Origin of the sequence: Kitasatospora gansuensis (genome assembly GCF_014203705.1) — a bacterium.
GTDB classification, from domain to species: domain Bacteria; phylum Actinomycetota; class Actinomycetes; order Streptomycetales; family Streptomycetaceae; genus Kitasatospora; species Kitasatospora gansuensis.
The window spans coordinates 6,359,539-6,371,656 of the sequence record NZ_JACHJR010000001.1; the positions used below are offsets into that span (position 1 = coordinate 6,359,539).

Sequence of the window (12,118 nt, forward strand, 5' to 3'; positions counted from 1 at the left end):
CCTTCCATGGGTATCGAGAGTAGATGGGTCAGCCCTTGACGGCGCCCTGCATGATGCCGCCGACGATCTGACGGCCCAACAGGGCGAAGACCAGCAGCACGGGGAGGGTGCCGATCAGGGTGCCGGCCATGATGATCGACTGGTCCGGGACGTAGCCCTGGCCGAGCGACTTGAGCGCGACCTGCACGGTCGGATTCTGCGAACTCAGCGCCACGATGGGCCAGAAGAAGTCGTTCCAGGTGGCCATGAAGGTGAGCATGCCGAGCACCGCCATGCCGGGGCGGGCCACCGGCAGCACGATCGACCAGAAGATCCGCAGGCTCGAAGCGCCGTCCATCCGGCCCGCCTCGATCAGCTCGTCCGGCAGTGCCTGGACCAGGAACTGCCGCATGAAGAAGACCCCGAAGGCGGAGACCAGCGCGGGCAGGATCACCGAGGGCAGCTTGTTCTGCAGGTCCAGCTTCACGATCACCATGAAGAGCGGGATCACCCCGAGCTGCGGCGGGATCATCATCGTGCCGACCGTGATCGCCAGCAGCAACCCCCGCCCGCGGAACCGGAGTTTGGCGAAGGCGAAGCCGGCCAGCGTGGAGGAGAGCACCACCCCGGCGGTGACGACCGCCGAGACGATCAGCGAGTTCACCAACGCAGTCGCGATGTCCGCCTGTTGCAGCGCCTCGCCGATGTTGTGGAACAGGTTCGGGCCCGGGGTGAGCGCCGGAGTGGCCGAGCTGAGCTCGGAGTTGGAGCGGCTCGCGGCCACCAGCGTCCAGTAGAACGGGAAGACGAAGGCCAGGGTGGCGGCGATCAGCACGCCGTAGGCGAGCGGGCCGCCTTGCAGGGGGGAGCGTCTCTTCACGAAGGTCACCGGTCCGTACGGTTGCGCCGGGCCGCGATGGCCGCGTTGACCAGGGCCAGTACGACGATCAGCAGGAACATCACCCAGGCCACGGCGGCGGCCCGGCCCAGGTGGAAGAAGGTCCAGCCTTGCTCGTACAGGTAGAGCCCGAGGGTCTGGTACTGGTGCGAGATGCCGCCGCCCGAGTTGCCCTCGTACAGCAGCGGTTCGCCGAACAGCTGGGTGGCGCCGATGGTGGAGACCACCACGGTGAAGACGATGGTCGGCCGCAGGCCCGGCAGCGTGATGTGGCGGAACTGCTGCCAGCGGGAGGCGCCGTCCACCGCCGCCGACTCGTAGAGCTCCTGCGGGATGGACTGCATGCCGGCCAGGTAGATCAGCGCGTTGTAGCCGGTCCACCGCCAGGTGACGATCAGTGAGACGCCGAACTGCGAGGCCCAGGTGTTCGCCTGCCAGTCGACGGGGCTCAACCCCACGGTGTTCAGCGCCCAGTTGATCAGGCCGTAGTCCCGGCCGAACAGCTGGGCGAAGACCAGGGTGGCCGCCGCGACCGAGGTGGCGTACGGCATCAGCATCGCGACCCGGAAGAAAGTCCGGCCGCGCAGGCGGTAGTTGAGCAGGTGGGCCAGGCCGAGCGCGAGCAGCAGCTGCGGGACGGTGGAGAGCAGCCCGATGGTGAAGGTGTTGCGCAGCGCGTTCCAGAAGAACGGGTCCTCGAACAGCCGGGTGTAGTTCTGCAGGCCCAGCCAGTCCATCCGGTCCGCCGTCTGCAACTCCACCCGGTGCAGCGAGACATAGGCGGTGTACAGCAGCGGGAAGAGGCCGAAGGCCGCGAACAGGACGAAGAACGGGGCGAGGAAACCGTACGGGGCGAGCCGGGCGCCCCGGCGCGGGCGGGCGGCGGCGCGCAGGGGAGTGGCGAGAGTGGCCATGGTGGTCCTTCGGTGGTCACCCCGGCCCGGGGCGGTGTGCCCCGGGCCGGAGTCATCGGGCGTCAGTTACCGCTGGCCTTCTTGACGTTGTCCAGGGCGTGCTGCCAGGCGGTGGCCGGGGCGGTGTTGGTGCGCTCCACCTCGCCGAGCGCGTCGGTGAACGCCTTGCCGACCACGCCGTCCTCGGTGCCGAGCACCTGGGCGGGCATGTTGGCGGCGGCCTCGCTGAAGATCTCGCCGATCGGCGCGTTGTTGAAGTAGGCGTCCTTGACCGACTTGATCTCGCCCTGCGCGCCGGTGCTGGACGGGAAGGAGCCCTGCTTGGTGAAGAGCTTGACCTGCTGCTCCTTGCCGTTCAGCCACTTGATCAGCTCGGCGGCCTGCTTCGGGTGCTTGGCGGTCCTCGGGACGGCCAGGTAGGCGCCGCCCCAGTTGCCGGTCTTGCCCGGGCCCGCCGCGATGTCCCACTTGCCCGCGAAGGCGTCGCCCGCCTGGCCCTTGATGTAGCCGATCATCCAGGCCGGGCAGCTCAGGGTGGCGAACTTGCCGGTGCTGAACGCCTTGTTCCACTCCGGGGTCCACTGCGGCAGCTTGGCCGAGAGGCCGTCGGCGACCAGCCGGGTGGCGTCCGCCCAGGCGGTCTTCACCGCCGGGCTGCTGTCGTGCACGGCCTTGCCGCTCTCGTCGGCGTAGCGCACCTTCTGCTGGCCGACCTCGGCGGTGAACATGCCCGCCGCGCTGTCGGTCCAGGCGTTGCCGGGCTTGGCCTTGGCGACGTACTCCTTGCCGAGCGCCAGGTAGCCGTCCCAGGTCGCCCACTTGGCGGCCAGCTCGGCGCGGTCGGTCGGCAGCCCGGCCTCCTTGAAGAGGTCGGTGCGGAAACAGACCGCCTCCGGGCCGATGTCGGTGCCCGCGCCCAGCACCTTGCCGTCGGCGGTCTTCACCGCGGCGGCCTTCCACGGCACCAGACCGTCGTTGACGTCCCCGGCGCCGAGCGTCTTCAGGTCGGTGAACTTGTCCGCCTGCTTCTGCATCACGCTGGCGATCCGGCCGACCTCCAGGCCCTGCACGTCGGCCAGACCACCGCCGCCGGCCAGCTTGGTCTGCAGCGCCTGCCAGTACTGGCCCTCGTCCTGGGTGTCGCTCTGCTTGATGGTGATGTTCGGGTGCAGCTTCATGTACTCGTCGTAGAGGCCGGCCTCCTTGAACCCGAAGGTGCCGAACAGGTCGACGGTCAGCGTCACCTTCTCGTTCGCGTCCTGCGCACCGGTGGTGGTGCCGGAGCTGCAGGCGGAGAGGAGCAGGGCGGCGGCGAGGGCGGCGCTGCCGACGGTCACGGCGGCTCTGGACGGGCGCATGGGGGTGCCTCCTGGTCGAATTCTGAGAGCGCTCTCAAGCGCTGGGAGGAGCGTGCCGGTTGAGTTCATCGCCCGTCAAGTGGTCGAAACCCGAACGTAACCTTGGGAGTTGCTCGGCTCCTGGTTTCAGGTCCTGAAGTCAGGAAGGTTTCGCCGAGCCCGTTGACAGTGCTCCACGGACGCCCCTACGGTCCGGGATCGAGGCCGCTGTGAGAGCGCTCTCTTTTCCCCCATACTCCCACCCGAGGTGTCAGACATGAAGCTGCCACGCGCTCGGTCCCCGAGAGGTCTGGTCCGCCCGGCCGCGGCTCTCTCGGCGATCGCGCTGACCGCCGCCGCGCTCACCACCACGGTCGGTGCCTCCACCGCCTCCGCCGCCACGATCAAGGTGGGTCTCGGCGGGTACACCGACACCCGCCCGGCCGGCACCGTCGGCCCGAGCAACTCCGACGGCGCCCCGCTCACGCCCAAGGTGACCGCGCGGATGGCCGGCCAGGCCGTCCCCACCAACGACTGGTGGTCCTCGCTGGTCTTCCAGCGGTACGCGGGAAACCCGTACTCGGAGAACCTGTACGCCCACCCCTTCACCTTCAAGGCGGCCGCCGGCGGCCTCGAGGTCGGCTACCCCACGAACCCGACCATCACCCCCGACGGGCGCCAGTACGACTTCACCCACACCAAGGACCTCACCGTCGGGGTGGCCGGGCTGAACGCCCCCGACACCAAGGTCGACGGCTGGACCGACTGGACCGTCACCCCGCAGTGGACCGACGGCGCGCACACCTTCTCGGCGACCGTCGGCCACGGCCTGCCGTACGTCTACGCGCACGCCACCGGCGGCGCCGCGCAGATCACCGCGGCCGGCACCCCGACCGTCTTCGCCAACCAGGGCAACGTGCTCGGCATCACCGTCGGCGGCCACCACTACGGCCTGTTCGCGCCGACCGGCACCAGCTGGAACGTGAACGGCACCGTGCTGAGCGCCGCGCTCGGCGCCAAGGACTACTACTCCGTCGCCGTGCTGCCCTCAGCGGGCGACCTGGCGCTGTACCGCACCTACGCGTACAGCTTCGTCACCGACACCAAGGTCGCCTGGAGCTACGACGCGGGCTCGGTGACGACCAGTTACACCGCCACCACGACCGCCCAGGAGGGCAGCCAGACCGGCACCCTGCTGGCGCTCTACCCGCACCAGTGGAAGGCCAGCACCGACCCGCTGACCGCGCTCACGTACACCTCGCCGCGCGGGCAGATGAAGGTCCGTCAGGGCAGCGGTTTCAGCACCACCATGAAGGCCGACGCCATCCTGCCCTCGCTGCCGGACGTCGGCGGCCAGGACCGGGCCGCGCTCGGCGCGATGGTCCGCGAGGTGGCCAACGCGGCCGACCCGTTCATGGGCGCGAGCGACACCTACTGGACCGGCAAGGCACTCGCTAGGCTCGGGCAACTGGTGCCGATCGCCGACCAGTTGGGCGACACCGCGACCCGGGACAAGCTGCTCGGCCTGATGAAGGGTCGGCTGCAGACCTGGTTCGCGGGCACCGGCTCCACGGTCTTCGCGTACGACAACGTCTGGAAGACGCTGATCGGCTACCCCGCCTCGTACGGCAGCGACGGCGAGCTGAACGACCACCACTTCCACTACGGCTACTACATCCAGGCCGCCGCCACGGTGGCCCGCTACGACGCCGCCTGGGCCGCCGACTCCGCCTGGGGCGGGATGGTCAAGCTGCTCGCCAAGGACGCCGCCAACGCCGACCGCGCCGACACCCGGTTCCCCTGGCTGCGCAGCTTCGACCCGTACGCCGGGCACGGCTGGGCCGCGGGCCACGCCGCCTTCGCCGCCGGGAACAACGAGGAGTCCTCCTCCGAGTCGCTCAACTTCAGTGCGGGGCTGATCCTCTACGGCTCGGCGACCGGTGACACCGCGCTGCGGGACCTCGGTACCTACCTCTACACCACCGAGTCGCGAGCGGTGGAGCAGTACTGGTTCAACGCCGACCAGTCCGCCTTCCCGGCCGGCTTCGGGCACCAGACGGCGGGCATGGTCTGGGGCAGCGGCGCCGCGTACTCCACCTGGTGGACGGCCAGCCCCGGCATGATCCACGGCATCAACTACCTGCCGATCACCGGTGGTTCGCTCTACCTGGCGCGCCGACAGGACGACATCAAGGCCAACCTGGCCGAGCTCAAGGCCAACAACGGCGGGGTGTTCACCGACTGGCGCGACCTGGCCTGGGAGTTCCAGGCACTGGCCGACCCGGCCGCCGCCAAGGCCAACTGGGATGCGGGCAAGGACGGTTACACCCCCGAGGAGGGCGAGTCCAAGGCGCACACCTACCACTGGATCTACAACCTCGCCGCCCTCGGCACGCTCGACCCGGCCACCACCTCCGACCAGCCGACCTCGGCGGTCTTCGTCAACGGCGGCACCCGTACGCACGTCGCGCACAACTACTCGACGACCGCGCGGGCGGTGCACTTCTCGGACGGCTACACGCTCACCGTCCCGGGCCGGTCCACCGCGAGCGAGCGGGGGAGCTTCCAGGACGGGGGGTCGGGTGGGGTTCCTTCGCCCTCTCCCTCGCCCTCGCCGTCGCCTTCCTCTTCCCCCTCGCCCTCGCCGTCCCCGTCGGTGCCGCCTACCAGTGGCAGCACCTTCTACCTCCAGCCCGGCGGCGGGCTGACCACCGCGTACGGCACCGGCGCCACCAGCAGCACCATCGCCTCGGCCGGTGGCACCAACCACGACGGGACCCCGTACCAGCCGACCGTGTACGAGCTGCGCAACGTCAACGGGACGCTGCGGGCGGGCGCCGCAACGGAGTTCGACCTCTACCTGGACGCGGGCAGCGCCGTCGGCCTCGGCCAGCAGGTCCGGATCTCCTACGACCTGACCGGCAACGGCAGCTTCGACCGGGTCGAGACCTACCGCTACTTCGCCACCGACCCGGTGACGGGTTGGGAGCGCTACTCGGCCACGGCCGGTCTCGCCTCGGCCACCGGCAGCCTCGGCAACCTGGCCAACGGGACGGTCAGGGTGGAGGTCTGGTCCGCGATCGGCAGCGCCCCGGCCCAGCTCCGCACCGGCGCGACCCAGGCGCAGGGCAGTGCCTCGGTGCTGCGGATCCCGTTCAGCTGATCCGTGCCCTTCCGCGACCGGCCCCCGGCAGCTCCTGCCGGGGGCCGGTGTGCTGACGGGGCGTGAGGCCGGGAGGCTGACGGTCACTCGGCCGGGTGGGTGAGCCGGGTCGCCGGGGGCGTCGATGCTGGGGCACGATGCTCCGGGGGCCTTGCAGAGAGGGACTCGTGTGACCACGTATCAGGTCGGGTATTTCATCGGCAGCCTGTCCGAGAAGTCGATCAACCGGGTGCTGTCCCGGGCGCTGATCCGGCTGGCACCGGCGGAGTTGGAGTTCCGGGAGATCCCGATCAAGGACCTGCCGCTCTACAACCACGACTTCGACGCCGACTACCCGCCGGAGGGCCGGGCGCTCAAGGAGGCGATCGCCGCCTCGCAGGCGCTGCTGTTCGTCACGCCCGAGTACAACCGGGGGATCCCCGGCGCGCTGAAGAACGCGATCGACTGGGCCAGCCGCCCGTGGGGCACCAACTCCTTCACCCACAAGCCCTCGGCGGTGATCGGCACCTCGCCCGGCAAGATCGGCACCGCCGTGGCGCAGCAGAGCCTGCGGTCGGCGCTGAGCTTCTGCAACTCCCCGCAGATGTCCGCCCCGGAGGCGTACATCCAGTTCACCCCGGGCCTGTTCGGGGAGGACGGGGAGGTGACCGACCCGGCCACGCAGCAGTTCCTCAGTGACTTCATGGCCGACTACAAGGCTTTTGTCGAACGGGTGTTGACGGTACTTCCGCCCCGCTAGCCGTGCTGCGTGGCAGAGTTCGGGTATGACGCACCGTGAGCTGTTCACCTCACTGTCCACGCCCCTGGTCGCCGACGCCTGCGTCCGGCTGGGTGTCCCGCTGCGGGTGGCGCCGCCCGGCATCGTCGCGGTGGTGCCGGGCCAGCGGGTGGCGGGGCGGGTGCTGCCGGTCCGGCACTACGGCAGTGTCGACGTCTTTCTGGAGGCGTTCGGCGAGGCCGGTCCCGGCGACGTGCTGGTGATCGACAACGGTGGCCGGACGGACGAGGCGTGCGTCGGCGACCTGGCGGTCCTGGAGGCCGGGGTGGCCGGGCTGTCCGGCGTGGTGATCTGGGGGCAGCACCGGGACACCCCCGAACTGATCGAGATCGGCCTGCCGGTGTTCAGCTACGGCGCCTGCCCGCTCGGCCCGCTCCGGCTGGACGAGCGGGAGCCCGAGGCACTGGCCGGCGCGCGCTTCGGCCCGCACACGGTGACCGCCGAGGACGTGGCCTTCGGCGACCAGGACGGCGTGCTGTTCGTGCCCGCCGCCCGTGCCACCGAGGTGCTGGACACGGCCGCCGGGATCCACGCCACCGAACGGGCACAGGCCGACAAGATCAGGGCGGGCGAGACGCTGCGCCGGCAGACCGCCTTCGACGACTACCTGACCCGCCGCGCGGCCGACCCGACGTACACCTTCCGCCGCCACCTGCAGCAGATCGGCGGCGCGATCGAGGTCTAGGTCAGGTCAGCTCAGGCCGACTCGCGACGCACCAGCCGGGTCGGAGTGATCACCGACGTGGGGGCGAGCGGCTGGGCCGGGCTGGCCAGGCGGCGGAGGAGGAGGCGGGCCATCAGGCGGCCCATCTCCTCGATGTCCTGGCGGACGGTGGTGAGTGGGGGCTCGGTCCAGGCGGCGATGGACTCGACGTCGTCGAAGCCGACGATCGCGACGTCCTCGGGGACCCGGCGGCCGTGCGTGCGCAGGACCCGCAGCGCGCCGGAGGCCATCGCGTCGGAAGCGGCGAATACGGCGTCCAGGTCGGGCCGCCGGGCCAGGAGTTCGGCCATCGCGCGGCCGCCGCCGTCAGGGGTGAAGTCGCCCTCGGCGATCAGGGCCGGGTCGCCGTCGGGGATCAGGTCGCGGTAGCCGTCGAGGCGGTCGGTGGAGGAGGTCTGGTCGAGCGGGCCCGTGATGGTGGCGATCCGGGTGCGGCCGAGCGAGCGCAGGTGCTGGACGGCCATCCGGGCGCCGCCCCGGTTGTCGCTGTCCACGTAGACCAGCTCGCGGTCGGACTCGGCGCCGGGCCAGCCGGGGCGGCCGCCGATCACGGTGGGCAGGCCGACCCGGCGGGCCATCTCGGGCAGTGGGTCGCTCCGGTGCAGCGAGAACAGCAGCGCGCCGTCCACGTGGCCGCCGGCCAGGTAGCGGCCGACCCGCTCGTAGTCCTGCTGGGCCTCGATCAGCAGCAGCACCATCTGGTTGTCGGCGGCGGAGAGTTCGCGGCTGATGCCGCGCAGGTGCTGGGCGAAGAACGGGTCCGAGAACAGCCGGCTCTCGGGTTCGGCGACCACCACGGCGATGGCATGGTTCCGCCGGGTGACCAGGGTGCGGGCGGCGAGGTTCGGGGCGTAGCCGAGCTCGTCGACCGCGCGCTGCACCTTCTCCCGCAGGGCCTCGCGGACCCCGGTGCCGCCGTTCACGACCCGGGACGCGGTGGCCCGGGAGACCCCGGCGCGTTCGGCGACGGACTCCAGGGTCGGGCGGGGGAGGGCGCCGGCCTGCTGGGCCTCGGGCTGCTGGGCCACTGCGGACTCCTCGGGGCTACGGGGGGCGGGACGGCTCGGATGCGCCTGTGCAGAGCTTATCCGGTGCGGATGATCCTTGAGAGCGCTCCCAGGTTTCGTCCTCCGGGGGCTGGCGGAGTCGGCGGCCAAGATCGTCAGGTCCGATCTGGGTGTCGGATTTCCGCCAGTCGCCGGGTCGGGAGTGCCGCAGACTGGAGGACGTGACCGAGACTCCGACCGACGACGACACCCGGTACCGGGCGGTGGACAGCCGCGACTCCCGCTTCGACGGGGTGTTCTTCACGGCTGTCAGCAGCACCGGCATCTACTGCCGGCCGAGCTGCCCCGCCGTGACCCCCAAGCGGGTCAACTGCACCTTCTACCCGACCGCCGCCGCCGCCCAGGGCGCGGGCTACCGGGCCTGCCGCCGGTGCCGCCCCGACTCGGTGCCGGGATCGCCGGAGTGGAACCACCGGGCCGACCTGGTCGGCCGGGCGATGCGGCTGATCGGGGACGGCGTGGTGGACCGCGAGGGCGTGGCCGGCCTGGCCGAGCGGCTCGGGTACAGCTCGCGCCAGCTGCAGCGGCAGCTCACCGCGGAGCTCGGCGCCGGACCGATCGCGCTGGCCCGGGCGCAGCGCGCACAGACCGCCCGGTTGCTCCTGCAGACCACCGAACTCCCGGTCACCGAGATCGCGTTCGCGGCCGGCTTCTCCTCGGTGCGGCAGTTCAACGACACCGTTCGGGAGATCTACGACCGCACCCCGAGCGGCCTGCGGGCCGAGCGCAACGGCCACCGCAGCGGTACCGCGACACCCGGGTCGATCGGCCTCCGGCTGGCGTACCGGGGCGCGCTCGACAGCGACCACCTGCTGGACTTCCTGGCGCTGCGCGCCGTCCCCGGCGTGGAGGAGGTGGTGACCGGCGCGGCGCCCGGCGTCCGCACCTACCGGCGGACCCTGGCGCTCCCGTACGGTCACGCGATCGCCGAGGTGGACGGCCTGGGCGTCGGCGACCCGGCGAACCGGGGCTGGCTGGACTGCCGGCTCCAGCTCACCGACCTGCGCGACCTCACCACCGCCGTGCACCGGCTCCGCGCGCTCTTCGACCTGGACGCCGACCCCGACGCGGTGGACGGCCAGCTCGGCGCCGACCCGGTGCTCGGCGAGCTGGTCCGGGCCCGCCCCGGCGTGCGCTCCCCGGGGCACGTCGACCCGCACGAGCTCGCGGTCCGCGCCGTCCTCGGCCAGCAGATCACCGTGGCGGCCGCCCGGACGCTGGCCGCCCGGCTGAGCGAGCGGTACGGCGTCGCGCTGCCCGAGGCCAGCGGTGGCCTGCGGCTGCTGTTCCCGACCGCCGGGGCGCTGGCCGAGGCCGACTCCGCCGACCTGGCCATGCCGGACGCCCGCCGCCGCGCCCTGCGCGGTCTCTGCGCGGCGCTGGCCGACGGCACCGTCCGGCTGGACGGCGGTGCGGACCGCGAGGCCGCCGCCGCCGACCTGCTCGCACTGCCGGGCATCGGGCCGTGGACGGTGGGCTACCTGCGGATGCGCGCGCTCGCCGACCCGGACGTCTTCCTGCCGAGCGACGTCGGCGTCCGGCACGGCCTGCAACGGCTCGGCCACCCGGGCGACCCCAAGGCGGCGGCGCTGGCGGGAGCGGCCTGGGCGCCGTGGCGCTCGTACGCGGTGCACCGGCTGTGGGCCTCGCTGACTCCGGCGGTAGGAACCAAGATTGACGTTCCGTCAGAAGGAGTGCGGGCATGACCACGGTGTTCACCACGATGGAGAGCCCGCTGGGCCGCCTGCTGCTCAGCGGGACCCTGGAGCCGGACGGTTCGCTCGCCCTGCAGGCGGTCACCGCGCCCGGCCAGAAGGGCGCCCGGGACGAACCGGCCGACGGCTGGTTGCACGACCCGGAGGCGTTCGCGGCCGTGATCACCCAGCTCGACGCCTACTTCGCCGGGGAGTCGACCACCTTCGACCTGCCGTTGGCGCCGGAGGGCACCGAGTTCCGGCGCCGGATCTGGGCCGCCCTCGCCGAGATCCCGTACGGCGAGACCGTCACCTACGGCGAACTGGGCGCGCTGGCGGGCCAACCGCCCACGGCCGTACGGGCGGTGGGCGGCGCGGTCGGCGCCAACCCGCTGCTGGTCATCCTGCCCTGCCACCGGGTGCTCGGCGCGAACGGCGCGATGACCGGCTTCGCGGCGGGCATCGACCGCAAGCTGCACCTGCTGGCGCTGGAGCGGGGCTCGCTGTTCTAGCCCTCGGCCGCCCCCAACCCCGGGCCGGCCGCTCGTGCGCGGGAGGCGATCTTGTGCAGTTCGGCCAGGAGTTCGGGCGGCCCGTCGACCTCGAAGTCGGCGTCCAGCATGAGGATGTGCAGGGCGAGCCGGTGCACCGTGTCGGCTCCCGCGTGCACGACGCAGCTCGCGTCGTCGACCGGTTCGACCAGGATCGCGGCGGGCACCCTGGCCCGGATGGCGGCCGCCGGGGCGCGGACCGTCACGCGCGCGCGATGCTGCGCCAGCGCGGTGTCGACGCCGCGCGGCACCAGGTCGGCGGGCGGCTCCTCGCGGGCGGTGAAGCGAGCGCCGTGCGGCGTACGCGGGCTGAGCCGGTCGACGCGGAAGGTCCGCCAGTCCTCGCGCGCGACGTCCCAGGCGACCAGGTACCAGCGGTGACCGCTGTGCACCAGGCGGTACGGCTCGACCTCGCGCACCGCCTCGGCGCCGTCGTGCCTGCGGTAGTCGAACCGCAGGCGGCGCTGGTCGCGGCAGGCGGCCGCGAGGGTCGCGAGGACGTCGGCTGACACGGCCGACCCCGTGCCGCCCACCGGCGGCAGGGCGACGGTGAACCCGTGCAGCGCGGCGACGCGGCGGCTCAGACGGTGTGGCAGGACCTGTTCGAGTTTGGCGAGCGCGCGGACCGAGGTCTCCTCGATACCGGCCACCGAGCCGCCGGCCGCGGTGCGCAGGCTGACCGCGACGGCGACGGCCTCCTCGTCGTCGAGCAGCAGCGGCGGCAACGCGGCACCGGCGCCGAGGCGGTAGCCGCCCGCGACGCCCGTGGTCGCGTGCACCGGGTAGCCGAGGTCGCGGAGCTTGTCGACGTCGTACCGGATCGTGCGCGGGCTGACGCCGAGGCGCTCGGCGAGCTCGGCGCCGGTCCAGTCGGAGCGGCCTTGCAACAGGGAGAGCAGACGCAGCAGGCGCGCCGAGGTAGCCAACATGCCGTCAATCCTGCTGCACATTGCGGCAAGTAACTTGCCGTAATGCCTGAGATCGTCTTCTCAGTGCTCAAGGGGCGGCGAGAG

10 protein-coding genes are annotated in these 12,118 nt (G+C 72.0%); 5 read left to right on the forward strand and 5 right to left on the reverse strand.

Features of this window, described 5'->3' with window-relative positions; all coding sequences use genetic code 11:
• Positions 1–28: 28 nt before the first annotated feature.
• The 3 genes from F4556_RS28640 to F4556_RS28650 all read right to left on the reverse strand — a co-directional run bounded on the left by F4556_RS28640 (position 29) and on the right by F4556_RS28650 (position 3,149).
• Complete coding sequence (locus F4556_RS28640; RefSeq protein ID WP_313068751.1) at positions 29–859, reverse strand: carbohydrate ABC transporter permease; 831 nt, start codon at positions 857–859, stop codon at positions 29–31.
• Between the two features lie 5 nt (positions 860–864).
• Positions 865–1,791, reverse strand: coding sequence for a carbohydrate ABC transporter permease (locus F4556_RS28645; protein ID WP_184921123.1), 927 nt, complete (start codon positions 1,789–1,791; stop codon positions 865–867).
• 62 nt (positions 1,792–1,853) lie between these two features.
• Positions 1,854–3,149, reverse strand: coding sequence for an ABC transporter substrate-binding protein (locus F4556_RS28650; protein WP_184921125.1), 1,296 nt, complete (start codon positions 3,147–3,149; stop codon positions 1,854–1,856).
• A 256-nt stretch (positions 3,150–3,405) separates the two neighbouring features.
• Here F4556_RS28650 and F4556_RS28655 point away from each other — a divergent pair, with 256 nt between their 5' ends.
• From F4556_RS28655 to F4556_RS28665, 3 genes are all read left to right on the forward strand, one after another.
• Positions 3,406–6,291 carry a glycosyl hydrolase gene (locus F4556_RS28655; RefSeq protein ID WP_184921127.1) on the forward strand — a complete coding sequence of 962 codons (2,886 nt, stop codon included), beginning with the start codon at positions 3,406–3,408 and terminating at the stop codon, positions 6,289–6,291.
• A gap of 169 nt (positions 6,292–6,460) precedes the next feature.
• Complete coding sequence (locus tag F4556_RS28660) at positions 6,461–7,030, forward strand: NADPH-dependent FMN reductase (RefSeq protein WP_184921129.1); 570 nt, start codon at positions 6,461–6,463, stop codon at positions 7,028–7,030.
• 25 nt (positions 7,031–7,055) lie between these two features.
• Complete coding sequence (locus F4556_RS28665; RefSeq protein ID WP_184921130.1) at positions 7,056–7,754, forward strand: RraA family protein; 699 nt, start codon at positions 7,056–7,058, stop codon at positions 7,752–7,754.
• 11 nt (positions 7,755–7,765) lie between these two features.
• On the opposite strand, the gene F4556_RS28670 is transcribed toward F4556_RS28665, so the two are convergent.
• Positions 7,766–8,821 (reverse strand): LacI family DNA-binding transcriptional regulator, encoded by a 1,056-nt coding sequence (locus tag F4556_RS28670; protein WP_184921132.1) that lies wholly within the window; start codon positions 8,819–8,821, stop codon positions 7,766–7,768.
• A gap of 200 nt (positions 8,822–9,021) precedes the next feature.
• On the opposite strand from F4556_RS28670, the gene F4556_RS28675 reads away from it, so the two are divergent.
• A complete protein-coding gene (locus F4556_RS28675; RefSeq protein ID WP_184921134.1) occupies positions 9,022–10,566 on the forward strand; it encodes a DNA-3-methyladenine glycosylase 2 family protein in 1,545 nt (514 codons plus the stop codon).
• A complete protein-coding gene (locus tag F4556_RS28680; RefSeq protein ID WP_184921136.1) occupies positions 10,563–11,066 on the forward strand; it encodes a methylated-DNA--[protein]-cysteine S-methyltransferase in 504 nt (167 codons plus the stop codon). Before F4556_RS28675 ends, F4556_RS28680 begins: the two co-directional genes overlap by 4 nt.
• Here the strand turns inward: F4556_RS28680 and F4556_RS28685 are convergent.
• Positions 11,063–12,034 (reverse strand): helix-turn-helix transcriptional regulator, encoded by a 972-nt coding sequence (locus tag F4556_RS28685; protein ID WP_184921138.1) that lies wholly within the window; start codon positions 12,032–12,034, stop codon positions 11,063–11,065. The two genes, F4556_RS28680 and F4556_RS28685, sit on opposite strands and share 4 nt — an antisense overlap.
• Between the last annotated feature and the right edge of the window lie 84 nt (positions 12,035–12,118).

Excerpts from the sequence above, each read along its gene's own strand:
- F4556_RS28680 (WP_184921136.1), top strand. The coding sequence starts at position 10,563 with ATGACCACGGTGTTCACCACGATGGAGAGCCCGCTGGGCCGCCTGCTG.
- F4556_RS28655 (WP_184921127.1), top strand. The coding sequence starts at position 3,406 with ATGAAGCTGCCACGCGCTCGGTCCCCGAGAGGTCTGGTCCGCCCGGCC.
- F4556_RS28665 (WP_184921130.1), top strand. The coding sequence starts at position 7,056 with ATGACGCACCGTGAGCTGTTCACCTCACTGTCCACGCCCCTGGTCGCC.
- F4556_RS28645 (WP_184921123.1), bottom strand. The coding sequence starts at position 1,791 with ATGGCCACTCTCGCCACTCCCCTGCGCGCCGCCGCCCGCCCGCGCCGG.
- F4556_RS28685 (WP_184921138.1), bottom strand. The coding sequence starts at position 12,034 with ATGTTGGCTACCTCGGCGCGCCTGCTGCGTCTGCTCTCCCTGTTGCAA.
- F4556_RS28650 (WP_184921125.1), bottom strand. The coding sequence starts at position 3,149 with ATGCGCCCGTCCAGAGCCGCCGTGACCGTCGGCAGCGCCGCCCTCGCC.